The organism is Pyrococcus sp. ST04 (assembly GCF_000263735.1).
Lineage (GTDB): Archaea > Methanobacteriota_B > Thermococci > Thermococcales > Thermococcaceae > Pyrococcus.
On record NC_017946.1, the window covers coordinates 789,660 to 815,722 of the forward strand.

Genomic DNA, 26,063 nt, shown 5'->3' on the forward strand with positions numbered 1-26,063 from the left:
CTTGTTTCCAAATGAAACTATTATTAAAGTTATCTTATGATTAATATCTATGGTGGGGGAAATGATAGTTGTTCCGAGAGAGAAACATGTATACTCTTTCGGCCCAAATATGAAAGAGGTGGCTAGGGCCAAGCCGGGTGATATAATAGTTTTCGAAACTCTGGATGCCCTTGGGGGACAGATAAAGAGTGAGGAAGATACAATTGAGAAAATTGATTTTTCCAGAGTTAATCCAGCAACGGGCCCAGTTTACATTGAAGGCGCTGAGAAGGGAAAAACATTGGTCGTTAAGATCCTGGATATAGAGGTTGAGAAAAAGGGAGTCATTGTAACAGCTCCAGGAGCGGGTGTTCTTGGTTCAAAGGTTAAAGAGCCAAAAACAAGGATCTGTGAAATAAAAGGAAACTTTGTTTACTTTGGTAATTTAAGAATACCATTAAAGCCAATGATCGGCGTTATAGGCGTTGCATATGAAGAGGAAACACCAACCGGAACTCCCGGACCTCACGGTGGAAATATGGATACAAACCTGATAACAATTGGTTCGACAGTTTACTTCCCTGTATTCAAAGATGGGGCATACTTGGCCTTGGGCGATCTACATGCGGTAATGGCGGATGGGGAGGTTTGTGTGTCCGCTTGTGAAGTTGCTGGAAAGGTGATGGTGAAAGTTGATGTCGCCGAGTATAAGCTTAAATGGCCGGTGGTTGAAGATAGAGATTCGTACTACCTATTGGTCTCCAACGAGAACCTTGAGAAAGCTATAGAGGAAGCGGTTTCTCTTGGAGTTGAGATGCTCAAAAAGGCTAACAATATAACCTGGGATGAGGCCTATATGCTGGCCAGTTTGGTCATGGACGTTCAGATAAGCCAATTAGTTGACCCAAGGAAAACCGTGAGGATTAGGTTGCCCAAGCAGTACCTTCCTCAGCTACAGCCCTAGCTATTTTGGGCATATGATCCCTTCTTCCTCACATCTATCCACCTCAAGCTGAATTGTGACATGCTTAATTCCATGCTTCCTAAGTATTTTCTCTACTTTATCGATTATCTTCTGAGCTTCGCTAAGCATCATATCCCTCGTTGCTATGTGGCACTCGAAGTGGATTTCATCCTCTCCAACCCTCCAGACATGGAAGTGGTGGGCGTTTCTAACTCCGGGAATGCTTTCTATCTCCTTCTTTATGCTCTCAAGGTTTATGTTGGGGGAAGCTTCCATGAGAACTTCGATGCTCTCCTTGAGAATGTAATATGCTTCTCTTAGAATGTATAGAGATACGGCTACTGTTATTGCTGGGTCTATCCACAAGACCCCATATTTCATTAGCATTAGCCCTCCAACTACAACTGCAATCGATGAGAGCGTATCGCTGAGTAAGTGGAGGTAAGCTGATCTAACATTCATGCTTTCGTGGGAGTGTTCATGAAGGAGGGCAACGGAGATCAAATTTGCAAAAAGTCCAACAGTTGCCACCGGAAGCATTATTCTGGCATTGATGGGTTTTAAATTTGAGAATCTTCTGTATGCTTCAACTATGAGAAAAAGCGAAACCCCAACTAAAATAGTGGAGTTTAGAAATGCAACGAGTATTTCAGCCCTCCTATACCCGAACGTGAACTTTTCATTTTTCTTCATCTTTCCTATCCTGAGGGCTATATAGCTAGCCAAAATCCCCATGGCATCGCTGAAGTTATGAAGAGAATCACTTAGAAGAGCCAAGCTACCAGAAAGGATTCCTCCAATAATTTCTGCAATCGTTATTCCCACATTTAATACGACTGAAATCAGCATCTTTCTTTCGAGCATCAACATACACTAAATGCACACCTTTTTAAGCTAATTCTTCAACTTAGCATCAGCTTTCCCCCGTGCCCATTAGGGCTCGGGGGAGCTAAGGGGCAGGAGGATGACGGGAATGATAAAGATATACACTCTGGGAGGATACGAGGAAGTAGGGAAGAACATGACAGCTGTTGAGTATGATGGGGAAGTGGTGATAATCGATATGGGGATAAGGCTTGATAGAGTCTTAATTCATGAAGACGTTGAGTTTCAAAAAATGAGTTCAAAGGATCTGAGGAAGCTCGGGGCGATACCAGATGACAGGCCAATTAGGGACAAGAAAGTCGTTGCAATAGCCCTTTCTCATGGCCATCTTGACCACATAGGGGCCATTGGAAAACTTGCTCCGCACTATCCAGACGTTCCTATCTATGGGACTCCATACACAATAAGGTTAGCCAAGAGTGAGATAAAGGGAGAGGAGTACTTTGAGGTAACGAATCCCCTATATGAGACTAACTATGGGGAAATAGTCCAAGTGAGCGAAAATCTCGCGATTGAATTCGTCCAGATAACCCACTCAATACCCCACTCCTCAATAGTTGTTGTCCACACACCTGAAGGGGCTGTGGTCTATGCCTGTGACTATAAGTTCGACAATAATCATCCTTATGGGGAAAAGCCTGACTATAAGAGGCTCAAAGAGCTTGGCAGGGAGGGAGTTAAGGTTTTGATAGCTGAATCAACGAGGGTCGCTGAAGAAACCAAAACGCCAAGCGAGGCAGTCGCGAAGATGCTCCTTGAAGACTTCTTTTTGTATGAGGGGATGGAGGCGGATGGGTTAATAGCGACGACCTTCGCTTCCCATATAGCGAGGCTCCAGGAGCTGATAGAGATAGCAAACAAAATGGGTCGGCAGGCCATTTTCATTGGAAGATCTCTGGCTAAGTATACTGGAATAGCAAAGCAGCTTGGACTCATAAAGATGAAGGGGTCAAGAGTCCTAAGAAGCCCAAATGCTGTAAGCAAAGTGCTTAAAGAAGTCTCTCAGGCAAGAGAAAATTACCTTTTAATAGTGACCGGTCACCAAGGAGAGCCAGGGGCAATATTAACAAGGATGGCGAACGGTGAGCTTTATGACATAGGTTCTAGGGACACCGTCGTTTTCTCGGCCGGCGTGATCCCGAATCCCCTAAACATTGCCCAGAGATACGCCTTGGAAACGAAGCTCAAAATGAAAGGTGTTAGGATGATAAAGAACCTTCACGTCTCGGGTCATGCGAGCAGGGAAGATCATAGGTATTTGATCAGAATGTTGAACCCCGAAAATATTGTTCCAGCTCATGGGGAATTCAGGATGCTCACCCACTATGCAGAGCTGGCAGAGGAGGAGGGGTACATGATTGGAAAGGATGTCTTCGTGTCGAGGAACGGCTACAAGGTGGAGATTCCGTAGAGTCAGGTATGGAGGTTCTTTTCTTTGGTTTTCGTTTTCATCTGTTAATATAATTAGTTACATATTTGTACAACTCTTTTACTCTACTATCTTCTAAGTTAAAGCTAAAATCTTGAAAATAACAATTAAACTATTTTAAAAAAATAAAATTACGCAAAATTGATGAAAAAATTTATAAGAATAAGTTTTTTATATGTGAACGCAAAATCCGAGGGAGGTAGTCCTAATAAAGTGGAAGAGCTCAATGTAGTCCTCTCAGGACTGCTAATATTGGGAGTTAGTGGAACACAAATCGCTGCTGTTTTTGGCCAAGACTCCGAGGCAATGCCAGATATAAACCTGACGAAAATACCCTCTTCAGGATACGTTGAGCTCAAAGAAATTTATGATTGCAATGAAACATTTATTGTTAAAGTTGAACATCCTGGCCTAAATGGTCTTTAATTCATGGCGTTGTACTGGAGAGAATTGAGGGGGTGATGGAGAGTGGAGAAAACTTTTGTAGTTTTATTTCTGATCTTTCTAGTTTTTTCATCTGCATGTATTGGAAGGCAAGGAAATGTTGGCAATACTAAATCCTACGAGGTTCCCTCTAAACCAGAGAATGAATGCAGATTAGAAAAGCTTCCGGGCGAAAACATTGAGTTGAGTCCAATAGCGAAGTTTGGAAACATTACAATCATAAATGCGACCTACGGATACGTAATTTCAAAGAATGGCACTAAGGTTTTTCTGAACGTATCCAAAGCCTATTTCTTCCCATGGGGGTTTGTATTCATTGAAAAGACTCCCGAAGTGAGAACCGTTATTTTCGATAAGGTATGGATTGAAGACCATGTTTTCAAGAAAGACATAAAGAATATCACGACAATTGTAGAAGTTACAAGGATAAAGGCCTGCAGTTATAGAGGAAATGTCTTATGGGAACATGAAGTTCAGCTTCCCTATGTGTGGGAGTTCTCAAAAAACGATACAAGAGAAAGTTTCTATATGAAAGGTATTGCCTATCCAAAGGTTCTTATATCGAACAATACTGAGTACCTTTTCATAGCGGAGCTCCCTCAGAGCATAAAAGGTCTAATATCCCTCCCAACGGCTAAAGGAGTTAATAATTACCTCTACATTTATGGTGGTGAAGGATTAGTTAAAAAGTTCTCCATCCCGAGCATGTTCAAGCTAAGGAATGTATTCCTGATTTCTGCGTGGAATTATACGGTATTTGGCTATGAAAAACCCCAAGAAGATTGGAGTCCTGACTATGGGGAGGTGATTATATTCAATGGTTCCCAGGTTATCTTCAGGAGAAAGTTCAAGTGGGCTCCCGGGTGCCTGTGCAACGTAATCCACGGGTGGGCGGAAATATATCCTGGTGGCTGTGTATACTTTGGGCTCCTTGAGGGGGAGGGATTATACTGCAACGGAACTTTCAGATACATCAAAAGAGAAAACGGTTAAAGTTCGCACAATTGAATCTGCTGAGGAATTTTCCGTGATTCTTCCTTAAAAGCTTCGGAGGTATGCATGGGGTGGAGAGTACTTGATGGCAAAGCTCATAAAGGTTAGGCCTTTTTTCTTCCTTAGCTACTTATGTTCATCTCGGAGGGATGCCTATGGGAAAGTACGATGAGCTGTTTGCTAGAATTAAAGAGAAGGCCAAGCACGTTGATGAAAAGATATTTGAGCTCATACCGAAAAAAGAACCAGCAATTCTCTATGATGCGGCGAGGCACTACCCCCTAGCTGGTGGAAAGAGGGTAAGGCCGTTTGTTGTATTAACGGCTACTGAAGCCGTTGGCGGGGAGTGGGAGAAGGCGATTTATCCAGCGGTTGCTGTGGAGTTAATTCATAACTATTCCCTCGTGCACGATGACATAATGGATATGGACGAAACCAGGAGAGGCAGGCCGACTGTTCACAAGCTGTGGGGAATAAACATGGCAATACTAGCTGGAGACCTGCTATTCAGCAAGGCTTTTGAGGCAATATCTAGGGCAGATATATCTCCTGAGAAAAAAGCCAAGATCCTGGAGACAATTGTTAAGGCATCCAACGAACTCTGTGAAGGACAGGCCATGGATTTAGAGTTTGAAAACAGGGATACCGTTACTATTGATGAGTATATGAGAATGATAAGTGGAAAGACAGGAGCCCTATTTGATGCTTCCGCTAAGGTCGGAGGGATAGTTGGCACAGAAAATGAGGAGTACATTGCAGCACTATCCACATGGGGAAGGAACGTTGGGATAGCATTTCAAATATGGGATGACGTGCTTGACCTGATAGCTGACGAGGAAAAGCTTGGAAAGCCTGTGGGAAGTGATATACGGAAAGGAAAGAAAACATTAATAGTTGCCCATTTCTTTGAGAATGCTGATGAAGAGGCAAAGAAGAGGTTTCTCAAGATATTCGGAAAGTACGCTGGGGATGTTAAGGGACAAGGAATAATTGAAGAGGATGTTAAGGCAGAAGTTAGAGAAGCCATTGATCTCTTGAAGGATTATGGCAGCATAGACTATGCAGCTAGAATAGCCAGAGAAATGATAGAGAGGGCTAACAAAGCCCTGGAAATTCTGCCCGAGAGTCCTGCAAGGAAGGATCTGGAACTCTTGGCAAAGTTCATAGTTGAGAGGGAATATTGAATGGAAAGGCTTAACCTCGAGGATTACATGAACGATATAGTAATCCTGTATCTTATGGTTTTTCTTCTCTCCGCCAAGCTCATTTCATATATAGTTGGAGATCTCGTTATAAGTGTGAAATCCATTTATGAAGCCTTCTATTATTCTGTCCTTCCGTTACTTGTGGTTGTAATTCTCCATGAAGGAATGCATGCCCTCGTGGTACTCCTATATGGAGGAAAAATTAGGGTTGGCACAAAGGTTATTGACAAAATCATCTTAACACCCTACGTTGCCACTGACTCAAAATTACCCGCTAGAAAGTACTTAAAAGTCGCGTTAGCTCCACTTGCGCTCTCTCTAGTTGCGATAGTCCTAGCAAAGGCATATAATTCTCTGTTCTGGTCCTTAGTTTTCATATATAATACAGCTGGATTTGTGGGGGATTTACTCGTTGTTACCTCCCTACTTAAAATGCCAAGAGAAGCTTTAGTTTGGGACTCCGGGACTTCCTTGTACTCCACCCATCAAATTCCCAGACCCTATTCACGTAGGGTATCCATGATAATAAAATTAGCCTTTGTCCTTATGCTCTTAATATTCTCTCGGGAAATTAGAATTGTCGTAGAGACGAGCTAGCTAAATAAATGTTAATGTGCGTTTGGTCAACTGATACATTAAAGTTAAAAATTCATTCCCTAGATATAACTCGATTTTTATGAAGTTCGGTATAGTCGCTAGAAGAGACAAAGAAGAAGCCCTGAAACTAGCATACAGGGTTTACGACTTTTTGAAGGTTAGTGGATATGACGTAGTTGTTGACAGGGAGACTCATGAAAACTTTCCTCACTTTAGAGAAGAAGATGTGATCCCCCTTGAGGAGTTCGACGTTGACTTCATAATAGCAATCGGTGGCGATGGTACAATTCTGAGGATAGAACACAAAACCAAGAGAGACATCCCAATATTGAGCATAAATATGGGTACACTGGGTTTTCTCACTGAAGTCGAACCTCCAGAGACATTTTTCGCCATTAACAGGCTTCTTGAGGGAGATTATTATATAGATGAAAGGATAAAGCTCAGGACGTTCATAGATGGCAAGAACAACGTCCCCGATGCCCTTAACGAGGTAGCGATTCTAACTGGAATTCCTGGAAAGATAATACACATGAGATACTACATCGATGGTGGCTTGGCTGATGAGGTTCGGGCAGATGGTTTGGTAATATCAACTCCAACGGGCTCAACCGGTTACGCGATGAGCGCCGGCGGACCGTTCGTTGACCCCAGGCTTGATACCATAGTCATAGTACCCCTCTTGCCCCTACCCAAAACTTCCGTTCCAATGGTAGTTCCCGGAAACTCAACAATAGACGTTAGGTTGGTTACCGAAAGGGAAATAATACTGGCCATAGACGGTCAGTACTACGAACACCTCCCACCGGAAGTTGAGATAAGGGTCAAAAAAAGCCCAAGAAAAACAAAGTTTGTTCGCTTTACAAAGGAAATATATCCAAAATACACCATGAGGATAAAAGAGAGACACTAGCGTGGACTTGGAAAGCCCAAAGCAGCTTTTATTATATCACTGTAAACACCGCTCGCAGTTACTTTCCCGCCTCCTCCTGGGCCTCTGAGAACAATTTCCCCAAGGTTGCTCGTTTCAATAATTGCTGCGTTGTAAACTCCAGAAACAAGGAGAGGACTTCCGTCTTCCAGCTTTACTGGCTTTACGCTTATCCTTCCTCTCGATACCTCTGCGACTAACCTTACATTTTTGGCCTCCCTTACGTTTCTTATTCCAATTCTCTCCTCTTCTTCCGGCGGAATTCCATAAGAAACCCAATGAAGGATCTTTGCCTTATAGAACGCATCGATTCCATCTATGTCCTTTGATGGATCCTCCTCAAGGACACCAAGCCCTTTAGCCTCTTCAAACGCTTCCTCAAAACTCTTTCCACTCTCCATTCTTGTGAGAATGAACGTCGTGCTTGCATTCACTACAGCCCTTATCCTACTAATGTCCTCCCCGAGCATATTTTCCCGAAGCAGCCCGATTATTGGTGTTCCAGCCATAACAGTTGACTCAAAAAACAGCCCGGCCTTCCCTTCTCGTGCAACCTCCACAAGTTTTCCGTATTCTCCTGCTATCGGAGGCTTGTTGCTAGTTACAACGCTCACTCCTTCTTTTAATGCGAATTCATACATCTCATAGGCCTCATCCCAGCTACTCACATCCACCAGAATGTCTGGTTTTACCTCCTCTATAAGTTCGGTGGGTGAGAAATCAAACACCTCATAGTCCCCAACCGCGTCGATCCTCCCCGCATTCTCTTTAACTTCCTTCACTTCGAGTAAGTCAAAATCTCCCCAAACCGTCCCGCTTCTGTCAGTTACCGAAACAACGTTTATTCTAATTCCAAAGTTCCTCTCTTTCTCTGCAATTATCTCTGCTAGTGCTCTCCCTACCGTTCCAAACCCGAATATGGAAACTTTGACCTCCTTCATGCATGGGAGAACACCCTCAGAATTAATAAAAGTTAATTCTACCCGCATAGTCATACTGCCAAATGCTTAACCGTTTTAACCATAGAGCTCCATTTATAATTTGGTGAGACGGCATGGAGGCCCTGATAGTTGTTGACATGCAGAGGGATTTCATGCCGGGAGGAGCACTACCTGTTCCCGATGGGGATAAAATTATTCCGAAAGTAAACGAATACATAAAGAAATTCAAAGAGAAAGGGGCTCTGATAGTTGCTACAAGGGATTGGCATCCTGAAAATCATATAAGCTTCAAAGAAAGGGGAGGCCCGTGGCCAAGGCACTGTGTTCAAAATACACAGGGAGCTGAGTTCGTTGTAGACCTGCCGGAAGATGCCATAATAATATCTAAGGCAACAGATCCGGATAAAGAGGCATATTCTGGCTTTGAAGGTACTAATTTGGCGGAGATACTAAAAGAGAAGGGGGTAAAGAGGGTATACATCTGTGGTGTCGCAACGGAGTACTGCGTTAGAGCCACTGCACTCGATGCATTAAAGTACGGCTTTGAGGTTTACCTTCTCAAAGATGCTGTTAAGGGGATAACACCAGAAGGAGAAGAAAAGGCCCTCAAAGAAATGGAGGAAAAAGGAGTTAAGATTGTTGAGAACTTGTAATCTTTTTCCACTCTTTTAGCATTTCCAAGGCAACGTTCAGGACTATGGGACCAATTATTAGCCCTTTCAATCCAAGACCCCAGGTTCCCCCTATCATCCCTATTAACACGATGGTCTCATCGAAGTTTGCCTCCCTCGCAACAAGTTTTGGTCTTATCGTGAAGTCAGGTAAGGGCGAGACCAGCGTAAACCCGTAAACAGCCAACCCGAGGGCCAAAAGCAGGTGGCCTTCTCTGAGTAGATAGAAGCTCCCGACTACCCATATCATCCAGCCTTCGAAGAGGGGAACGAAAGAGAAAAGGATAGTCAATAGCCCGGCCAAAATTGCCGTTGGTACATTTGAAACCCTAAAGATAAGAAACCCTACTGTCATTAATACTCCCTTAGCAATATTCAGAAGAAGCCAAGCCCTAATCAAAGCTTGGAGTGTTAAATTTCCCCGAGCAATGATTTTCATTAGCCTTTCATCTTCAAAAGTTAGGAGGTCCACGATAGCATCCCTCTTTAATAAGAAGAAGTAGACAAACGCAAGATATACTATCGTCTGGAGAACGTACCTTGGTACAGAAAAAGTCAAATTAATCAGGTATTCTTTTCCCTTCTCAATTGCTTGGGTTATCATGGATTCAACGGATCCCTCAAGTAAACCTTGAGGAATTGGAAGGCCCTTTATCCAGCTTTCTATGTCAGAAAGATACATGTATGCCTGTTTAACAACAGGGGTCAATGTATAAATTAAAATCATCGAAAATACAGAGGCCGTAATTATCACGGCCAGCGTAAGAAACAGGGCTGAATTTTTGGTTCCAACTCTTTTACTCAGCTTTTTATGGACTGGCTCTAATGCATATGCTGTGACAAACGCAAAGAACAGGGAGGAGAAGAATGGTAGTACAGTTAGTATTGCCAGATACACGATTGTTATCACAATGACTCCGAGTACAATTTTATTCAGATCCAATCTCATCAGCTACCACCTTGAGCCTCTCAACTTCCTCTTTGCTGAGCCTGTTTTTGATCCACCTCTCCCTGTTGGACAGGTTTTCATCTTCAATATCAAGGACAGCCTTCCTAACTCCTCCCCTTGGAAAGTTGCTGTCCCCAAAGTAGCGAGGGATTACGTGGACGTGAAGATGTTTAACGGTTTGGCCTGCGGCTTCTCCTATGTTTATTCCAACATTAAAACCATCCGGATTGAAGGCCTTTTTCAATATTCTCATTGCAAGCTCAACACCTTTCATCAACTCAAGCTTCTCCTCATCACTCAGCTTCCAGGGGGAGGTAACGTGTCTCTTTGGAACAACGAGAAGATGTCCCCTGCTCGCGGGATAGTTGTCAATTAGTATCCTTACCAGCTCCCCTTCGTATACTATGCTGTCTTTCCTAGGCTCGCAAAAGGGGCATTTCATGATTTTGAGTTTAAATTATCTGTATTTAAAGCCACCGACACGAAAAGTTTATAAACCACCCTCTTTTGAAATCACATTGGGGCTCACAGTAGGGTCCCGCGGTAGCCTAGCCTGGTAGTGGCGGCGGACTGTAGATCCGCAGGTCCCCGGTTCAAATCCGGGCCGCGGGACCACCAGAATTCTATTAACATGCTATCACTTCCCTTCTCTATTATGGTCTTATTAGAATGTGCAAATGAATGAGAATATATTGAACATAAACATACCTTTCAATTCTCCTATAGTCTTATTTGGAACATGAGGGCCGTCGAGAAGGCCGAGAGGGCCCTGAGCGCTTTCAATTCTTTTTTAGTCTTATTGGAACAAAAACTCGGAGTGGACATAAACACGGACAAGCTCGCCTTTCAATTCTTTTTTTAGTCTTATTGGAACTTTACGTCTCGGACATTGACTCAGTTATGATGCAGTATTCTTTCAATTCTTTTTTAGTCTTATTGGAACTAGCCGCTGAGGAGAAGTGGGCAAAGAGGATCATGCCTTTCAATTCTTTTTAGTCTTATTGGAACTACAAGCCGATAGAAGGAGACAGAACCCCAGCAACCCTCTTTCAATTCTTTTTTAGTCTTATTGGAACTAAGCTTAAATCCCTCTGGAGTTATGTCGTAAATGTACTTTCAATTCTTTTTTAGTCTTATTGGAACGTTGGTGCGTTGGGCTTGGTTGTTCTCGATTAGTGTGCTTTCAATTCTCTTATAGTCTTATTGGAACTTGATGCTCCTTCTAAGCCTGTTGAGATACATAAGAACTTTCAATTCTCTTATAGTCTTATTGGAACTCGAATGGGTCTCTAAAAATCAGGGGGATGTTGAAATAACTTTCAATTCTCTTATAGTCTTATTGGAACGCCGAGGCCCCACCCGGGGGCCGGGGGAACCCCCAAGCTTTCAATTCTCTTATAGTCTTATTGGAACAAGATCTACCTCCACAATGTCCCCATCCTTAATTCCCATTTCAATTCTCTTATAGTCTTATTGGAACCAAAAACATCCTTATACGGGTCGAACACTCCACCGACATTTCAATTCTCTTATAGTCTTATTGGAACGCGAGATCCTAAGGGACAAGTACGGCTTTGACTTTTCGGATTTCAATTCTCTTATAGTCTTATTGGAACCTTATGTCAGGTACTATTCTCCTGATTATCATACTGAATATTTCAATTCTCTTATAGTCTTATTGGAACAGGAGGCTTTTTTGGTGTTTTTTGTTTTCATACTGTTCTTCTGCCTTAATTTTTATAAGATTTTTGGTGGAGGGATTATTTCCGAGGGATTTGGAGTCTTCGATAAGCGATAATAAAAAAGCTGTGGGAGGAGAATGAGCCCCTAAAGATGCTTAAAAACTGTTGAAATTGAGTTCATGTGATTTGGTTCCAATGCTCTCAGAAGCCTGTATTCTAATGGAAAAACTCGAAAACTATTAAACCAGGAAAAAGGACAAGTTTACTCTTCAACACACGATATTTCAGTCATGTATTCATTCTTTCTCAGATTTCGAAAAAATTTCGTAACAATAAAATGACTTAAAAGCCACATAAAGTTATATAATAACAACCAATTACTAAAAGCCTCCAAAATGTTGATTTAGGAGTATGCATCTGAATAGCATCGTTGGAGGGTTTGTTTCCGAAAATTAGGAATATTATCCTGTTTCGAATATTTTTTGGTGTTTGTATATGTACATAGTCGTTGTTTATGATGTTGGTGTTGAGAGGGTTAACAAAGTTAAGAAATTCCTGAGGCAACATCTTAACTGGGTTCAGAACAGCGTTTTTGAGGGGGAGGTAACTTTGGCAGAATATGAAAGGATAAAGGCTGGGCTAAGAAAGCTGATAGACGAGAATTATGATGCCGTTGTCATATACAAATTAAGATCCATGCCTCCCAGGGAAACTCTCGGGATAGAAAAGAATCCTATAGAAGATATAATTTAGTTAAAGGCGGAGATCCCGCCCTCTTATTCCACCCCCACCCCTGATTTGACCTGTAACTTCTGGCCTGATTATAACTTTGTCACTTATTATAACATACTCGAAATCTACAAGATACTAAGTGCTTATAAAGTTTTCTGTATATTAGGCCTACCTAATTATTTTCGGAAGCTGTGAGAAGAATGTTCTCGCTTTTCTTGAAATAAAAAGAAGTTATGTATGTTAGATGCGTTTAAAACCATGCGACAAGTGGTTTATATTCTTCTACTCCCACAAGATGCTTTATAAGTTTGTAGCACTCAAGCCTTATCAGCCTCTGCTTTGTTACATTAGTTTTAAGCCTTGGATGCTTTACGGAAGAGGAGATCTCCCTATTGTATTCTTTGATAACCTTTTTCATGCTGTCTTCAGTCAAGAGCACTCCGTTCAAGTCTTCTCTAAAGTCGCTCTTCTTGATAATTCCCTGTTTAACAATCCTGTTGGCGATCCTGTCTGCTATGATTGGTTTGAAGATCTCACTTAGATCCAATGCCAGGGAAAATCTTCTCTCACTGGGTTCGTGAAGGTAGCTTATCGTTGGGGCTAGTTGTGTGTTGTAGATTTCGCTTATAATGGTGGCATACAATCTTGAGTTCAAGAAGCTTATAAGAGCGTTCATTTCGTTTTGGGGAGGTCTTCTTGTTCTTTTTTTCTATTTTGAATTCATTGGGTAGAGTTTCATCCCACTTGGCATAGTAGAGCTGTCTTATCCTTGCCTCAACATTCATAACGTCTGTTATCTTTCTAGCGTCACTGAGCTCCTCTAAAATGTTTGAAATATCTTTCGAATCCTTTCCTCCCCACCTCTTTAGGTTCCGCATCATATTTTTTGCACCGCCCCACACAAACTTCTTTGCCAATGCCAGCCTCTTTTCTTTCTTCAAGTAATGTTCGGCCTGCCTTATTATTAAATCGCCGGAAAGAAGAGTTTCTCTAGGATAAAAGCTTCCATCATAAAAGCCATAGTGGTTGAAGAAGTGCACAACTATTCCTTTTTGAGCGAGATAGTGAAGGGCCTGGGATGTTATTGTTACATGCCCGTATATGTAGATGTCATATATCCCCTCAATGGCCAGTGGCTTTCTCCCCTTTTCGTTCTCAAAGTACAGCGTGTTTTCTCTTCTGAGGAGGATCCCATCGGAGAGTATTGTTAAGGGTTTCTTTCTCATCCCCAACACAGCTCCTTATATGCGCATTTTGAGCATATGCTCTTCCTAATTGGTTTGGGTGGCCTTGGAGAGGATTTGATAACTTCAACTTGAACAATAGCATTCTCAACATCTTTTTCTCTCCCTTCGAGGGTTATCTCTACGGTCTCGTTCAGCTTTGGATAGTGGAGGATTGCCTTTGCTTTTATACCAAATCTCTTAAGGTAGTATAGATAGTAAAGAGCCTGCATCTCATGGGCTTTTTCCATAGTTTTTCCGAGCTTAACTTCATGAACTTCCAATATATCTCCTTTCCTTATGAAGTCTATCTTTATTGGCCCTATACCTACTTCCTTCTCTTCGTTTCCATATCGTTGCTCATGGAAAAACCTCCCGAGATCGACCCATTCACTTTCTTGTTCCATTGTTATGCCTCTGGTAAAGTACCAGAGCTTTGTAGGGCAGACAAAGAGGTAGTTTATCTCAATCCCCCTAATGAGCAACTCCTCAGCGGGGTATTCCTCTTCCAATTTTCATCCCCTCTCAGTTGTTTCCTAGCAACTGTTCAGAGTCTTATGTTTAACTTATATGTATATGTTTACTTTTGATGGATATACTGGTGCACTTGATCTCGGCTATTTCCCGTCAGTAATAGGGAAAGAAGCTTTCCTCGCTTTGGGGTTTGTTTTGGGTAAAATCAGACTGGGTGTTTGATTTTATCTCATGATATATTTTTCATATATTTTTCTAAAGACGCGAGCTTATTGGAGAGGTTGACGAGAACAGGCAGATACTAAAGAGAAATTGTTTCAATGAGGTTCACTGGAAGGTTTATACTGAAAAATAAGCTTAGAGAAGTATTTTCTTATGACAGGAATATAGTGATAGCGAGCTTAAAATATAATTATGAGTTGGCCCCTCTTTGATGGAGTTGAAGAGAGTTAGATTCTTTAACATAATTCATCCCCAGGTGAGACTTTAGGAGAATACTAAAATAAGTAAGAGGGAAGTTAAGATAGTAAGAATTGAATTATATTGTAGAATTCTCATGGTGGTGGAGATGCCAAGGTCATGTGTTATTGTAGCTAAAACAAACGCAAAGTTCGATGAGGTTGTTGAGGTTATTAAGAAAATTGAGGAGGCATCGTCGATTCATACTGAATACTTTGAAAGAGCTGTCGTGTTTATAGGTGAGAAATACTTCTTTAGATCTAATTCGTGGGCCTCAGCAATAACGATAGTTAAAGATCTTGGAAAGGAGGTAATTATAAGGATAATCACAACCGGTAGTGGGAGAGGCTTGCTAAATATAGACTACGGCGCGAACAAGTCGTATGCGCGGGACATAATTGATCAGATTAAGAGAAAATTAGCCGTTGAGATAATTAAGGAGATAGATAATTATAATATAAGCATGTTGCAGAGTGCATTCTTGCCGGAGGAATAGATTCTTTGTATTTGGGGAGAATATAGGAAACAAAACCTTGAGGCTCAAGAGACTTCGCTTTCTTCTGATTCGCTTCTTCCATAGAGGGCCTGGTGGTAGGCCTTAGTTTTTGCCTCACCCTGCATCCGTTTGTTGCTCTCAACTTTGACCATTCCGAAGCCTAGGGAATTCTTTTCGCCAAATCCTGCAACGTAGCCCACTCGAATTAGCTCGTCATCTCCATAAGCCTTAAAGACTAAATGCCAAGCCATTTGATATACCCCTGGCTTTATCCTAAACCTTTTGGGTTTTGCAACCAGTATTTCCATCTCAAAGTCATCAGGAGGTTTTTCTCCGTTTATCATGACGTATTTATCTTTCAGGTTCTCTTTTATTGAGGTGTAGAACTCCTCCTCAAGTGGGGAGAGATCATGGACTTTGCCGTCTTTCCTCGTTGTTACTGCAACTGGAGAGAGGGTTATGAAAGTTGAGCCGTTGAATTTTTTTGGCTCTTTTAATGCCTTCACTTCATCGATGTAGAACCTCTCCCCCCATAGCTCGATTTCAGGATCCTTAAACAATCCAGAAATAAATGCTTCAGCTATGTCTGGAATGCACGTTGAAAAGTAGAAGAAACCTCTCTTATATCCAAAGAAGTATGGGAGGTCTTTTGGATGGCTTCTTCTCTCGCTCATGAATAAGGAATATGTGAACAGCTTTGGTCCCTTCGTTTCGTGTAGAAATGTACTAAGCCTTGGGTTCGCTAATTTTATCCTCCCATATATTAAACCTTGTAGATAATACTGATGGTTGTAGGGAATTTTGAATGGTTCATTTTCGGGTCTTAACTTTATTAAGAACCTCATCTCTATCACCCAATTGAAACTTACCACTACTATTTAGCGTCAGAACTTATAAGTTTTATTTTAGTTAATTATAATAACCCGGTTAAACGATTTTAATTATATGATTCCTTCACCTTTTTAGTTCTATCGTGATTAGATAGGCTAATATAAGAGCGCCCCTTATTACCTCCACTTGTTTGAAACTTAGAATGAGTTTAAAATCTATATAGATTAAGAGCTAGATGATTCCTTATTCAAAAGCAAAAGCGAACTTAACTGCTTTTCCGAATGGTGTTTCAAAGAGCCATTTTGCGATTTCTGGTTCTAGGTCTTCGAAGGCGGAAGGGTCTTCGTGGACAAAACCCTCACAAGGGAGCTTTTGGCTGAGGATCTCGCGAGGGAGTTCGTCAGGGGGATACAGGAGATACGCAAGAGGCTTGACCTCGACGTAAACGATAGGATAGTGGTTACCATAGAGACTACCGACGAGAACCGTGAGCTCCTCAGCGAGAACCTCGACTACGTGAAGAAGGAGACCAGAGCTGTGGAAGTTCGCTTCGGGGAAGCCAGGGGTTACGTCGTTGAGTGGCCTGAGGTTCAGGCGAAGATAGGGATTGAGAAGGTGGAGTGAGGTTTTTCCTTCCACTTGTCTTCTTTTCCACTTGCAATTTTCTTACCAGAAGGTATAAGAATTTTTGAATATAACTCATATACAGGGGATAACTACTGACATTATCCTCGAATTCAACAGGAAATTAAACGGGAATTTGGATTTACCCTTCACAGGTACCAAGAGGCCGTCGCCACAGAGCTGATAGAACACCTCAAGCCAACTGGAAGGGGAAAAACGATTCTTGAGATGCTAACCGCAGAATACCTACTCAGTCGGGGATACCACAGGGTGCTCGTCCTTGAGCCGACACGATTTCTCTGCGACCAGATGTACCCGAAGTGGAAACGCCTAATGCCCACAGGTAAGGAATACGAGGGTAACTGTCTGAGTTTTTTAAGGGAATACTCAGTTGTTATCTCAACACCCCAGACAGCCCTAAAGTGCGTTCCGAACTTAAAGGATACGTTCGACGCGGTGATAATTGACGAGGTTCATCATGCAATCACTGGAAAGTACTACAATGAGCTGATTTCTGCACTCAAGCCAAAGGTCGTTATCGGGTTTACTGCATTACTGCCGAGTAAGAAGGCGTACAAAGCGAGTGTTAGTAAAATTGGAGAAGTTGTAGGCGAGTTAAGGTTGCTCCACTACGATTTTTTGGACCTTAGCAGAATCGACCCTGAATTTAGCCCGCCAAAGGCCTTTGTCGATATCTTCGATTCAGAGCTCAACGAGAGTGAAACTGCGATATACGATATGCTGTACTTTGGAACCTTCCCCGGAGATGCGAAGACTATACACTTCCTTGAAAGAACCCTTTCCAGATACGGCAGAAAAGCGTTCTGCGAGAGCTTTCACAGGGCGTTAGAAAAAGGAAGGATACCAAAATCGTCCCAAGCGAGCAAAGTTTTAGAGTTCTGCAGAAACGTTGATTATTCCCACAAAGCTCGCACGTTGCTTGACGTTTTAAGGGTGTACAACGTAAAAGAGAACCCAAAGTTGAGGCCAGTAATAGTTTTTACTTCTAGGAAGGCAACGGCGTACGAGTTCAGAGATGCAGTGATTAATAGGCTCAACATCCCACACCAAAGAGTTGAAGTACTAACAAGTGACCTCTCAAAGGAGATGAGAAAAGAGCTAATATCACGGGCCAAAAATGGAGAAGTACACATAATAATTTCGACCTTGGTCGGTGAAGAGGGCGTGGACATCCCGGAGGCGGGAGTTCTGATAATGACCGACGTTCCAAAGAGCCCACTGAGGTTTTATCAGCGACTCGGAAGACTAATCCGGATTTCAAGTCCAATGAGGACAAAAATCTTCATTCTTACAATGACTCCAAAAACCGAGGAATATGGTGATCTGGAAGAAGCAGTCTTGAACCTATACTATGAAGGAGCTGACGTAAGTTACATCCTGCTCAACCTTGAAGAGAAACTAACCACCCAGAAGCTCCTTGACTACATCAGGGAAACAATAGACATGCTGAACTCAAAATGGACATCGTACCTGCTACTAACGCAGAGGGACGAACTGGAGGACCCTGTGGAATACTATTTGAATGCCCTCAAGTCTAGCGAGAAGTTTAGAAAAGTACTAAAAGAAAGGCTCGGTGAGTTATCCGAAGAGGAACTCGAAAAATGGGCTTTCATGATCTCCACTACGTTTTTCCTAAGGGCGTGGAGCGACGAATTCAAGAACGCCATAAAAGACGTCGAGAAAATGTTAAACAGAGGAAAGGTAGTCAAAGACTTTGACAAACTAATACGAGCAGACAAACTGTTCTACTTCTATGATCCGGAGAGACTTTCAGACATGGTGTTCATGGAGCTTGAGAGGCTCAGGAAGTACTGCATAGCGAATCATAAATCATTCTGTGAAAATGTCTTTTTCAGGTTCGATAGAAAAGGCTTTTTGAGGTTGTTCATGAACGTCTTCCCAATAGAAAATCTCGAAGACGTAATTGAAGAAATGAAAAGACGTGTCCAAGAGAAGGAGAGAGTATCCGGCAGTATTTACATTGAATCCCGCTACAATCCCAGCAGCAAGGCAATAATAGCCAAGGCTCACTTTTCTGTGTCCGGCAAAAATGGAATTTATCTAAGGCTGGAACCCCAGTTTAACTACTACAACTTTACCAGGGAAAGCGAACTCAGGGAGAAGAAGCTTGAGCTAATTAGACTCAACGTTAAGGACATCTGCTACAGGGCCATAGAACAGTACCTCGAACGCTACGTAGAGAGATAAAGGCTAAACCCGTTTTCTAAGCTCTCTTTCAGGAGTCCACTCCCCTTGTTCTTTCAACCTCCCCAAGCTCCAGCTTTAGCTCTTCAAGTTCTTCAGGGGTTCTCGTCCCGAAGGCGATCAGGAGCACGTCGAGGTTGCCCTTCTTTTTCTTGCCTATTAGCTCCCTCAAAAGCTCCGAGAAGTTCTTGTTCTCCTTCATCCTGACCAGCTCGTAGTAAACGTCATCCGCTATGGTTATCGTTTTTCCCAACGTTCCCCACCTATAAATGCATGCTGCCAGCGCTGTCAGCTTTCCAGCCTTTCTCGGCCCGTAGAGGCCGGTGATGCCGAACAGAAAGTTTAGGCCCGAAAGCTCAAAGAGAGCAATCACCAACTCCGCGTTCCTTCCAAATACCACCATCTTCTCAATAAAATCATCACTCGCTGGATAGTTTGAATGAAGCGCTATGAGCCTGACCGCGACGAGGACTGCCGTGCAGAGGAGGTTCTGCTTTATGGGAACCCCAATCAAAAGCCCCTGTCCAGTTCCCTCCCGATGAAGAGCCGGTAGAGGGAATGGGGAAAGATAATAACCCAGATGATAATTGAGACCAAGAGAACGAAGAAGGCAATGATTTCAGCAAACATTGCAACTCCGCTTAGAAGTCCCGCATTGGGTCTCCCGTCGCCAGAAGGGCCCACGTAAAGATACCCTAGAAGACAAGGGTGTCACTTACGATATTGAACACCTCTTTCAGAAAGTAGAGCCTCCCGTGGGTTTTAATCTTCAAGACAGATGCCTCCATGGAGTTTTAGGTAAAGAACTCCTGCCCTTGTAAGTGTGTAGCCTAGTGGTCTATTCTTACCAGAGATTTCCTCTACAAGCGAGTATCTTTGGATATCCTTTAGCTCCCTGCTTATTGTGGCAGGTGAGACTCCCAGGTCCTCTGCTATTTTTCTTACGCTCTTCCCTGTTTTTAGTCCACACAGGATATTGATCCATCTAATATTTCTTGGAGCAAGAAATGGACCAAGTTCGAGAGAGATGAAACCAGAGAGGTTTTCGAAATCACTCTCTACTTTTACCCTTGTGTTGTCCACAGTTATAGTTGCAAGGAGAATCACGACGTTTAATGGTCTCATGCCGCCAGAAAGGATTGCAATTATTCTCTTATCCTCGGTAAGGTTATCTTCAATTGCATTTTTTATTTCAAGAACCATGTTTTCTCCATTTGTTGTTAGAAGTTCAATTACCTTAAAGTTTTCTTCACCAACAATGGGGACTGTTATGTCTCTAATCGCACGAAGTGCGTTTACCGCCTTTTCTTCTTTCTCATAACCTTTTGGAACAACAGCAAGTAACTTATCTCCTTTTTTTGTTTGATTTCTCATAAGAGCACGGATTATGAATTTCTCATCAAATCCTACTGGGAATATCGCAAGCAAGCTTTCACCTCCTCATGGGTAGAAATTACTTCCATAATCTCTCTTCCTAACATAGTTGGTTCTCCTTCTCTGTTCCTTATTGCTGAGTAGTTATCGGCAAGTGAGATTGGGAGTAGAAGGGCATAAACTGCGCGGATATTCGAGGCAAAAATGTCTGCCATCCAGTCTTTAAACTCGTTGGGGGCAATCCAAGGTACGTTCATTGGCACTTGTATCTCGGCAAGTTCTTTAATTATTTCTGCGCAGTCTGGATGTATTTTTAAGTTTTCAGGCTTTCTTGGGGGCTTTTCCCTAATCCAATCATGATGGTGAAGGAAGATGGCAACTGTAGCTATACTTCCAGCTTTTCCAAATTGCCTTAGTACTTCCTTTGCAATAAGTGCTGAATAAAATTCGTGGAACTGAAAGCCCTTTTTTGTTTTCTGAAATTCTTCAAGACACTTTCCAACATCATGAATTGCATAAGCCTTGCGAAGAAGGTCTTCTGCATTCTCCTTTTTCAATCCGAGAACTTGTGAAAGGAACTTTCCATAATTCCTTTTGATATATATTTTTTCTATAAATTTGAGCCCTTCTTTTATATGCGCTTCCATGCTTTCAATGCATCTCCCATTTTTAAAATATGCGCAACATATCATACTATTCCACGCTCCTTATCGTACTCTCCTGTAAACTTAATTGTTATAGGGTTTCCAAGAGCTATCATCTTAGCAACGTCATATGCATCTTTAAAGGAGCATAGAGAGACTTCTCTTTCCCTTGCAACGACTTTGACAAGTCCTTTCTTGGATAGTTCTAACAGCTTTTTCGGTGAAATCAATACAATCTCCCCTTCGACTTCAAGAGGAATCAAAAAGCCCCTAAGTAAAGGACCCTCATCTTTTGTTATAAGCTTTATTTCGTTGAGAACATCTTTTGAGCGTTTTGTTGGATTTTTGAGAAGGGTATGGAGTTTTCTCATTAGACTCCTATTCACACCTCGCATAACTTCAGGCTTTCTTTCTCCATGTACCTCATTTACGATCTTTTGATATGTCCACGGAACTCGGGGATTGAATCCGGGGGCTTCTTTTATAAGGGTGACTGTCTTTTCAATTTTCTCTTTGCTATAAGGACCGGTGGGAGCATCTTCCAAGATTATTATCTCGCCTTTTCTCTCCCTGTACCGAGCTACCCTGCCGAAGCGTTGGAGCAGGGAGTTTATTGGGGCCGCATCAGTAATCATGATATCAACTGAGAAATCAACGCCGGCTTCTATGGCCTGTGTGCCGATTAATAAAAAGCTCTTTTCATTATTTAATTTTCTCAGCCTTTCTATTAGCTCTGCCTTGTGGCTTGGCTTCATTCTTCCATGAATCAGGATTATTTTGTCTTCCTCGAAGCCAAGTTCTGGAGCATTTTCTTTTGCTTGGTCAAAAATCTCTACAGCTCTCGATACGGAGTTAGCTACTATTGCGACCCTCTTAGTATTATCAACGAAATCTAACGGATTCCCAGTTTGGAATTTTATTTCAAATTCCTTCCTTAACTCACGTCGGATAAAGGGATCCTCTTCATTAGGGGACAAAATTTCAAGGTTGTTTTTCTTTGTGCACTCTTCAAAAAGTTTTATATAACCTCTCGATAGTGTTGCTGTCATGATTACTATCGGCACATTATTCTCAGCTAGGAACTTAAGAACCGAGAAGAAGACAGTTTTCATTCTCGGATCCTCAAGTATGAAGTGGGCTTCATCAAAGATTATGAGTGATGTGAGAATTGATGCCTGTGTGAGGTAGTCATAGCCAAATTCTCGTCCCCTGTCTATCTGAGGTATTTTCTTTGTATTGAGCTTGAGCACATCCCACGTGAACGTATCCACGGTGGTAATGTTAAGGGGAAAAAGGTGTAGAAATTCCTCATTTGAGCTCATCATCTTTGTCCTTGAAAAACCAAACGCTTCCTTGGCAGTTCGGTCTATGTCCTCTATAATTGACCGCATTGGAAGAACGTGAATGACTCTGTCAAAGAGTGAAGCATCTTGTAGTGAGTAAAGAGCAAGGGAAAAACTTATGGAAGTCTTGCCATAGCCTGTTGGCGCTTGAACAACCAAAAAGGGAGTATCCGAGGAGAGTATTCTATCTAGTGCTTCCTCTATTAGAGGTCGTTTTTCTGGCTTAAATCCTTTAATTTGTGAAAGTCTTTGTGCAACCTGCTCGTAGGGATTCACATAAGCACCTCCAGATGTCCTTCCTGCATAAAAGCTCTGAGTACTTTTCTCAGCTCTCCACTAGCTTTTCCTGTCCCTTCAAGTAACCCTCTACCTTGTCTAAACAGTCTGAATATAGAGTCTTCTATTAATTCCCTCCGTCCAGTATTCACAGCTCGGTAAATGTCCTTAACGAGGATGTAGGCTAGCATCTCTCCATCCCCATTTACACCACTTCTCAGCTCTTTTTCAGCTATATCTACAAGGGCCCAAAGAGGGTACTTTTCTACCTCGATATTATCCTCTTTGAGCTTGACCTTTAGGTCTACTCCCATTGTCATATAGTTCTCAATTTTTTTGATGTATGTAGCGAGATAGTTTGATAATTCCCCAATGTCAAGTTGAAGAGTCTTCAACTCCGTATAGACTTGGCCCTCAAGGCTAATTAGATGTAGTGTTACTGGATAAGTTTTTTCTGGCACGTTTCTTCCTTCTTCAGCAAGTTTCATGGCTATTTTAAGCTCATACAACTCTTCTGCATCAAGTCTGGCTTTACTCTCAATCCCTGCATCCGTTAGGGCAAGTATGCCATCTAGAATTTCTTCAACATCTGGAAAGTAGACTTCAATGCTAGGCTTCGTCATTAAATAGTACTTTCCGCCAATAAATCCTGCAAATGCTGTAAGGAAACCTAGAGAGAGCAGAGAAAGCCAAAGAGGGTCGAGGTATATTTGAGCCTTTTGTCCAGCCGTTGGTTTTAGAAAGTCGCTTTGAAACTCGTAGTACTCTGGTTGCTTTACAACCGCTGGACTTATAGCATAATGGCCATTATAGGGCTGACCAAGGTATGTGCCCTTGTTATCCCACTTAATAGTTCCTAAAGATTTGGTCGGATCAATCTTTTTGGAGCGCAGAAGCTTGACAGCTTCTTTTATCGCAAGCTCAAAAAGTTCTATGTATGTGTCTGGAGCCTTGACGCCATACCATGCCGAAAGGACTTTATCATATGAGTTTTTGTCGTTTCTACCCATGCGTGATGAGTTCATCTTTGCTCGCTTTTTTAGCGTGTTTTCTATGGAGTTTTCAAAGATATCCGCAAAATCTTCAGCACTTGGTGAAAGTCCTGCCTCCATAACAATCCACGAAAATCCCAATGTTATTAGTTCTTTTGAGAGACCTTCAAAGGGTAACTTGGCAATAGCCTCAAGTATCATAGTACCACCTCCTCGCCGTCTAAGGTAACGACTTTGAGCTTTCCCCTGACAATAACTTCCTCCTCCGGGTAAAACATAACAATAAGTGGTACATCTGAATAGCTTCCAATTCCTTTTCTCCAGTCAAAAACGGCCCGAAGTGCTCCCTTACCTTCGACTTCCTTACCGCTAAAGGGGAATGCATAGGATGTTTTTGCTTCTTCCATTTCGTGAACCTCCGCCCTTCCACTTTCAACGTTTTCAACACTAACCACGGACTCTCGCGAGCCAAGTCTACTTATTCCCCAAGCAGCTCTTTTAAAGTCCTTGAGAGTGTAGGGACTGTTTGAGATTGCCTCTTCTTTGAGTAGATAAACAATTGATAGTGAATAGTTTATGTTCCCGTACATTACTGCAAAGGGAAATGATGTTACTGCACTCTCAACGTTACCTCTGTGAAGCCGGTTTATCTTTAATATTGAACCATATATTTTTGGTTTCCCAGTCATTTTCGTTGTGACCCAAAGAAATAAGTTTCTCAGCTTATCAGCAGCACTTTTTTGATTCTTTCCTTCTATTAGGGTCTCTCTACGCTCACCCATTAGGTGGAAAAGGGGGTATGCAATGGCCCCTATTAAGGTGCTTGGTGGAATATAATCAAGGGCATTGCGCATTTTGCTCTGAGGAAGAGCTCTGAGGGCGATGACTCCTGCAGGTTTTACTTCAACTTTTAAAAAGAAAATCAAGAGAATCACCTCAGATATAGCCCTTCTCGCGGATGTAATCGATGGCCTCCTTTAGCACCTCCTCAGGGAGCTTCTCTTCATCACTCTTCGCGTAGAAATAACTCTCGCCAAAGGATTCAAGAACTTTTAACCTGTTCTCGGTTTTTTCTGCATATCCTTCATATATTGGTGACGTAACTACGAAGGGATGGTCAGTAATTGAGATAATGAGTTCCGTGATTCCCCCAACAGGGAAGAACCTTGAGAGCTTTGCGCCGAACTGAGCCGATGAAAGCATTCTGAAAAGGGCTTTGAGTGCAACTTCGCGTCTCTCCTTTATCTCGTTCTCATCAAGTACTGGCTTTGATGTTATTGCACTTACTCCTATTGCATCGAGGTCGAGGTTAAATGTGAAACCATAGATGGCAGTACCAGTTTCTACGTAATATATCATCTGCTCAGGGGCATTGCCTTTCTTGCTTGATAAGTCAATCTGAGCATGTCTGGCATGGAGTTGGGGTTCAGAAGTCGCAAAGAGAGCTACTGACTTTATAGGAAGCGCATAGCTAACTTGGAAGACGGAACTTCTTCTAACGGGTGGTTTTTCTGCATAGAGAAAGCCACCAATGTCTTCAACAATGCATGACTTTAAGATTCCTTCCTCAATTTTTTTAGGGTCGTTTGGAATCGGGTCAATTTTCTTCTTAAGATGTACTTTGTTCATCGATTTATAGAACTCACCGCGCTGACAATCGTCACAAACTGGAAGTCCCATACCAAGGGCCTCTCTGACGAGATGCTCTTGGTATGCATGGGCAAGACTTTCTCCGCTAATCGCTGGGACATAAACCGTCTTTAGCTTTCCATTTTCTTCGACAAGATATGGAACGCGTCTGTGTTTGCTATAGTTTCCGGCAGTTTCCACCATGTTCAGAGCCTCAACGTTGGCTTCAAACCTTACGCCAACACTCAGAAACATTACTCCTCACCTCCACTCTTTTCTTTCTTTGAAGGATACGCGAGAGATATTGTTGCAATTCTCTTGGCTACACGAACGTCCTTTCTAACTGCATTGAGAAATTTCTCAACCTCCTCATCTGAGGGAATCCTTGGGAGGTAAATTTTCTCCCCATCCTTCTCGATATATCTTCCTCTCTCGTCGGTTTTAGCACCTTCCCATATGGAGCGGAATGCCCTCATGGCTTCAAGAAGGGCAACCTCCACCGGCTCTGGAGTGAGGGCATTCCCAATCCGATCTACATATCCGAAGTTCCTTGTTCTTACGAAGAACCTTAACATATTTACTATTCCCCAATACTCCTCCATGTTGGACACCTCATGATAGTAACATAAAAACTGCTATAAAAAGTTTGTGTTTTGCAATGTTTAATATAGGAGAGCAACTTGTTTAAAATAAATGAAACAGAAGTCCAAGCAGCTACTTCTAACACCGCTCTTTGAGAAACCATGGAGGCTTAATAAAACACCTGCCCATAATGTTCACCTCAGAACGACGCCACCAGCGACTCATACTCCTCGCCTCCAACGGGGTGCCTTATCAGCTTGTAAGCCTCGAGTCTTTGCTTCATCCCCGTTCTTCTTCAGCTTTGAATATCTCATGCTCTTGGCTATTCCCTATTGCATTCCTTGTATAACTGTCTCCTTGCCCTCGTCGCTTAGAAGAACGCCATTAAGTTCCTCCTTAAAGTGCTTCCTCTTTATTATGCCCTGCTTAACCACAAGCGATTTGTTATTCTATCCGCGATTATCGGCTTAAAGATCTCGCCTATCAAC

General features: G+C 42.4%; 25 protein-coding genes, 1 tRNA gene, 3 pseudogenes and 1 CRISPR repeat array. Of the genes and pseudogenes, 13 read left to right on the forward strand and 16 right to left on the reverse strand.

Features of this window, described 5'->3' with window-relative positions:
• The first annotated feature begins 61 nt into the window (after positions 1–61).
• Entirely contained in the window at positions 62–943 is an 882-nt protein-coding gene (locus PY04_RS04085) for an acetamidase/formamidase family protein (protein ID WP_014733905.1), read from the forward strand.
• On the opposite strand, the gene PY04_RS04090 is transcribed toward PY04_RS04085, so the two are convergent.
• Positions 944–1,813, reverse strand: coding sequence for a cation diffusion facilitator family transporter (locus PY04_RS04090; protein WP_014733906.1), 870 nt, complete (start codon positions 1,811–1,813; stop codon positions 944–946).
• Positions 1,814–1,916: 103 nt separating this feature from the next.
• On the opposite strand from PY04_RS04090, the gene PY04_RS04095 reads away from it, so the two are divergent.
• The 6 genes from PY04_RS04095 (at position 1,917) to PY04_RS04120 (ending at position 7,409) form a co-directional block, all read left to right on the forward strand.
• Positions 1,917–3,239, forward strand: a complete 1,323-nt coding sequence (locus tag PY04_RS04095; protein WP_048055975.1) for an RNase J family beta-CASP ribonuclease — start codon at positions 1,917–1,919, stop codon at positions 3,237–3,239.
• Between the two features lie 195 nt (positions 3,240–3,434).
• The gene (locus PY04_RS04100; RefSeq protein WP_148266007.1) at positions 3,435–3,683 is read left to right on the forward strand and encodes a hypothetical protein; all 249 of its coding nucleotides are present in this window, start codon (positions 3,435–3,437) and stop codon (positions 3,681–3,683) included.
• Positions 3,684–3,725: 42 nt separating this feature from the next.
• The gene (locus tag PY04_RS04105; RefSeq protein WP_014733908.1) at positions 3,726–4,694 is read left to right on the forward strand and encodes a hypothetical protein; all 969 of its coding nucleotides are present in this window, start codon (positions 3,726–3,728) and stop codon (positions 4,692–4,694) included.
• Positions 4,695–4,849: 155 nt separating this feature from the next.
• Complete coding sequence (locus PY04_RS04110) at positions 4,850–5,878, forward strand: polyprenyl synthetase family protein (RefSeq protein ID WP_014733909.1); 1,029 nt, start codon at positions 4,850–4,852, stop codon at positions 5,876–5,878.
• The gene (locus tag PY04_RS04115; RefSeq protein WP_014733910.1) at positions 5,879–6,496 is read left to right on the forward strand and encodes a DUF3267 domain-containing protein; all 618 of its coding nucleotides are present in this window, start codon (positions 5,879–5,881) and stop codon (positions 6,494–6,496) included.
• Positions 6,497–6,575: 79 nt separating this feature from the next.
• A complete protein-coding gene (locus PY04_RS04120) occupies positions 6,576–7,409 on the forward strand; it encodes an NAD(+) kinase (RefSeq protein WP_048055977.1) in 834 nt (277 codons plus the stop codon).
• On the opposite strand, the gene PY04_RS04125 is transcribed toward PY04_RS04120, so the two are convergent.
• Positions 7,406–8,368 carry a homoserine dehydrogenase gene (locus PY04_RS04125; protein WP_014733912.1) on the reverse strand — a complete coding sequence of 321 codons (963 nt, stop codon included), beginning with the start codon at positions 8,366–8,368 and terminating at the stop codon, positions 7,406–7,408. The two genes, PY04_RS04120 and PY04_RS04125, sit on opposite strands and share 4 nt — an antisense overlap.
• A 113-nt stretch (positions 8,369–8,481) precedes the next feature.
• On the opposite strand from PY04_RS04125, the gene PY04_RS04130 reads away from it, so the two are divergent.
• Entirely contained in the window at positions 8,482–9,021 is a 540-nt protein-coding gene (locus PY04_RS04130; RefSeq protein ID WP_014733913.1) for a nicotinamidase, read from the forward strand.
• Here PY04_RS04130 and PY04_RS04135 read toward each other — a convergent pair.
• Both PY04_RS04135 and PY04_RS04140 read right to left on the reverse strand, forming a co-directional pair.
• A complete protein-coding gene (locus PY04_RS04135) occupies positions 8,999–9,988 on the reverse strand; it encodes an AI-2E family transporter (protein WP_014733914.1) in 990 nt (329 codons plus the stop codon). The genes PY04_RS04130 and PY04_RS04135 overlap by 23 nt on opposite strands.
• Positions 9,969–10,430: an HIT family protein gene (locus PY04_RS04140; RefSeq protein WP_014733915.1), complete on the reverse strand. Its 462-nt coding sequence runs from the start codon at positions 10,428–10,430 to the stop codon at positions 9,969–9,971. The genes PY04_RS04135 and PY04_RS04140 overlap by 20 nt, the downstream gene beginning before the upstream one ends.
• A 95-nt stretch (positions 10,431–10,525) precedes the next feature.
• Between PY04_RS04140 and PY04_RS04145 the strand changes: the two genes are divergently transcribed.
• Together PY04_RS04145 and cas2 are read left to right on the forward strand one after the other, a co-directional pair.
• Positions 10,526–10,603: transfer RNA gene (locus PY04_RS04145), tRNA-Tyr, on the forward strand.
• A 36-nt stretch (positions 10,604–10,639) separates the two neighbouring features.
• Positions 10,640–11,673: direct repeats of the CRISPR family, unit length 29 nt; unit sequence TTTCAATTCTCTTATAGTCTTATTGGAAC.
• A 492-nt stretch (positions 11,674–12,165) separates the two neighbouring features.
• The gene (cas2, locus tag PY04_RS04150; RefSeq protein WP_014733916.1) at positions 12,166–12,423 is read left to right on the forward strand and encodes a CRISPR-associated endonuclease Cas2; all 258 of its coding nucleotides are present in this window, start codon (positions 12,166–12,168) and stop codon (positions 12,421–12,423) included.
• Between the two features lie 229 nt (positions 12,424–12,652).
• Here cas2 and cas1b read toward each other — a convergent pair.
• Both cas1b and cas4 read right to left on the reverse strand, forming a co-directional pair.
• A pseudogene (cas1b, locus tag PY04_RS04155) lies at positions 12,653–13,628 on the reverse strand (type I-B CRISPR-associated endonuclease Cas1b).
• A complete protein-coding gene (cas4, locus tag PY04_RS04160) occupies positions 13,625–14,137 on the reverse strand; it encodes a CRISPR-associated protein Cas4 (RefSeq protein WP_014733917.1) in 513 nt (170 codons plus the stop codon). The pseudogene cas1b and the gene cas4 overlap by 4 nt, the downstream one beginning before the upstream one ends.
• A 530-nt stretch (positions 14,138–14,667) precedes the next feature.
• On the opposite strand from cas4, the gene PY04_RS04165 reads away from it, so the two are divergent.
• Positions 14,668–15,054 (forward strand): DUF6054 family protein, encoded by a 387-nt coding sequence (locus tag PY04_RS04165; protein ID WP_014733918.1) that lies wholly within the window; start codon positions 14,668–14,670, stop codon positions 15,052–15,054.
• Positions 15,055–15,098: 44 nt separating this feature from the next.
• Here PY04_RS04165 and cas6 read toward each other — a convergent pair whose 3' ends face one another.
• Positions 15,099–15,899 carry a CRISPR-associated endoribonuclease Cas6 gene (cas6, locus tag PY04_RS04170; RefSeq protein WP_014733919.1) on the reverse strand — a complete coding sequence of 267 codons (801 nt, stop codon included), beginning with the start codon at positions 15,897–15,899 and terminating at the stop codon, positions 15,099–15,101.
• Between the two features lie 310 nt (positions 15,900–16,209).
• On the opposite strand from cas6, the pseudogene PY04_RS04175 reads away from it, so the two are divergent.
• Together PY04_RS04175 and PY04_RS04180 are read left to right on the forward strand one after the other, a co-directional pair.
• Positions 16,210–16,509: pseudogene (locus PY04_RS04175) on the forward strand (DUF5915 domain-containing protein); the annotation flags it as partial.
• Between the two features lie 228 nt (positions 16,510–16,737).
• Complete coding sequence (locus PY04_RS04180) at positions 16,738–18,738, forward strand: DEAD/DEAH box helicase (protein ID WP_014733921.1); 2,001 nt, start codon at positions 16,738–16,740, stop codon at positions 18,736–18,738.
• A 28-nt stretch (positions 18,739–18,766) separates the two neighbouring features.
• Here PY04_RS04180 and PY04_RS04185 read toward each other — a convergent pair whose 3' ends face one another.
• The 9 genes and pseudogenes from PY04_RS04185 to PY04_RS09775 all read right to left on the reverse strand — a co-directional run.
• Complete coding sequence (locus PY04_RS04185) at positions 18,767–18,988, reverse strand: antitoxin VapB family protein (RefSeq protein WP_048056209.1); 222 nt, start codon at positions 18,986–18,988, stop codon at positions 18,767–18,769.
• Positions 18,989–19,497: 509 nt separating this feature from the next.
• Positions 19,498–20,163, reverse strand: a complete 666-nt coding sequence (gene csa3 / locus PY04_RS04195; RefSeq protein WP_014733922.1) for a CRISPR-associated CARF protein Csa3 — start codon at positions 20,161–20,163, stop codon at positions 19,498–19,500.
• The gene (locus PY04_RS04200; protein WP_014733923.1) at positions 20,142–20,756 is read right to left on the reverse strand and encodes a CRISPR-associated endonuclease Cas3''; all 615 of its coding nucleotides are present in this window, start codon (positions 20,754–20,756) and stop codon (positions 20,142–20,144) included. Before PY04_RS04200 ends, csa3 begins: the two co-directional genes overlap by 22 nt.
• 41 nt (positions 20,757–20,797) lie before the next feature.
• Positions 20,798–22,372, reverse strand: a complete 1,575-nt coding sequence (gene cas3 / locus PY04_RS04205; protein WP_014733924.1) for a CRISPR-associated helicase Cas3' — start codon at positions 22,370–22,372, stop codon at positions 20,798–20,800.
• Positions 22,369–23,565: a type I-A CRISPR-associated protein Cas8a2/Csx9 gene (gene cas8a2 / locus PY04_RS04210; protein ID WP_014733925.1), complete on the reverse strand. Its 1,197-nt coding sequence runs from the start codon at positions 23,563–23,565 to the stop codon at positions 22,369–22,371. Before cas8a2 ends, cas3 begins: the two co-directional genes overlap by 4 nt.
• Entirely contained in the window at positions 23,562–24,299 is a 738-nt protein-coding gene (cas5a, locus tag PY04_RS04215; protein ID WP_237710144.1) for a type I-A CRISPR-associated protein Cas5a, read from the reverse strand. The genes cas8a2 and cas5a overlap by 4 nt, the downstream gene beginning before the upstream one ends.
• 1 nt (position 24,300) lies before the next feature.
• Positions 24,301–25,248 (reverse strand): type I-A CRISPR-associated protein Cas7/Csa2, encoded by a 948-nt coding sequence (gene cas7a / locus PY04_RS04220; RefSeq protein WP_014733927.1) that lies wholly within the window; start codon positions 25,246–25,248, stop codon positions 24,301–24,303.
• A complete protein-coding gene (gene csa5 / locus PY04_RS04225) occupies positions 25,248–25,595 on the reverse strand; it encodes a type I-A CRISPR-associated protein Csa5 (protein ID WP_014733928.1) in 348 nt (115 codons plus the stop codon). The genes cas7a and csa5 overlap by 1 nt, the downstream gene beginning before the upstream one ends.
• A 179-nt stretch (positions 25,596–25,774) precedes the next feature.
• Positions 25,775–26,059, reverse strand: a pseudogene (locus PY04_RS09775) (CRISPR-associated endonuclease Cas1); the annotation flags it as partial.
• Positions 26,060–26,063: the final 4 nt, after the last annotated feature.

What these genes read in the sequence shown, in the direction of transcription:
- PY04_RS04095 (WP_048055975.1), top strand. Translation starts at nt 1,917, where the DNA reads ATGATAAAGATATACACTCTGGGAGGATACGAGGAAGTAGGGAAGAAC.
- PY04_RS04090 (WP_014733906.1), bottom strand. Translation starts at nt 1,813, where the DNA reads ATGTTGATGCTCGAAAGAAAGATGCTGATTTCAGTCGTATTAAATGTG.
- PY04_RS04135 (WP_014733914.1), bottom strand. Translation starts at nt 9,988, where the DNA reads ATGAGATTGGATCTGAATAAAATTGTACTCGGAGTCATTGTGATAACA.
- PY04_RS04180 (WP_014733921.1), top strand. Translation starts at nt 16,738, where the DNA reads ATGCTAACCGCAGAATACCTACTCAGTCGGGGATACCACAGGGTGCTC.
- PY04_RS04115 (WP_014733910.1), top strand. Translation starts at nt 5,879, where the DNA reads ATGGAAAGGCTTAACCTCGAGGATTACATGAACGATATAGTAATCCTG.
- PY04_RS04140 (WP_014733915.1), bottom strand. Translation starts at nt 10,430, where the DNA reads ATGAAATGCCCCTTTTGCGAGCCTAGGAAAGACAGCATAGTATACGAA.
- cas8a2 (WP_014733925.1), bottom strand. Translation starts at nt 23,565, where the DNA reads ATGATACTTGAGGCTATTGCCAAGTTACCCTTTGAAGGTCTCTCAAAA.
- cas6 (WP_014733919.1), bottom strand. Translation starts at nt 15,899, where the DNA reads ATGAGGTTCTTAATAAAGTTAAGACCCGAAAATGAACCATTCAAAATT.
- cas2 (WP_014733916.1), top strand. Translation starts at nt 12,166, where the DNA reads ATGTACATAGTCGTTGTTTATGATGTTGGTGTTGAGAGGGTTAACAAA.
- cas7a (WP_014733927.1), bottom strand. Translation starts at nt 25,248, where the DNA reads ATGTTTCTGAGTGTTGGCGTAAGGTTTGAAGCCAACGTTGAGGCTCTG.
- PY04_RS04120 (WP_048055977.1), top strand. Translation starts at nt 6,576, where the DNA reads ATGAAGTTCGGTATAGTCGCTAGAAGAGACAAAGAAGAAGCCCTGAAA.
- PY04_RS04200 (WP_014733923.1), bottom strand. Translation starts at nt 20,756, where the DNA reads ATGGAAGCGCATATAAAAGAAGGGCTCAAATTTATAGAAAAAATATAT.
- PY04_RS04125 (WP_014733912.1), bottom strand. Translation starts at nt 8,368, where the DNA reads ATGAAGGAGGTCAAAGTTTCCATATTCGGGTTTGGAACGGTAGGGAGA.
- PY04_RS04130 (WP_014733913.1), top strand. Translation starts at nt 8,482, where the DNA reads ATGGAGGCCCTGATAGTTGTTGACATGCAGAGGGATTTCATGCCGGGA.
- PY04_RS04085 (WP_014733905.1), top strand. Translation starts at nt 62, where the DNA reads ATGATAGTTGTTCCGAGAGAGAAACATGTATACTCTTTCGGCCCAAAT.
- csa5 (WP_014733928.1), bottom strand. Translation starts at nt 25,595, where the DNA reads ATGGAGGAGTATTGGGGAATAGTAAATATGTTAAGGTTCTTCGTAAGA.
- PY04_RS04165 (WP_014733918.1), top strand. Translation starts at nt 14,668, where the DNA reads ATGCCAAGGTCATGTGTTATTGTAGCTAAAACAAACGCAAAGTTCGAT.
- PY04_RS04110 (WP_014733909.1), top strand. Translation starts at nt 4,850, where the DNA reads ATGGGAAAGTACGATGAGCTGTTTGCTAGAATTAAAGAGAAGGCCAAG.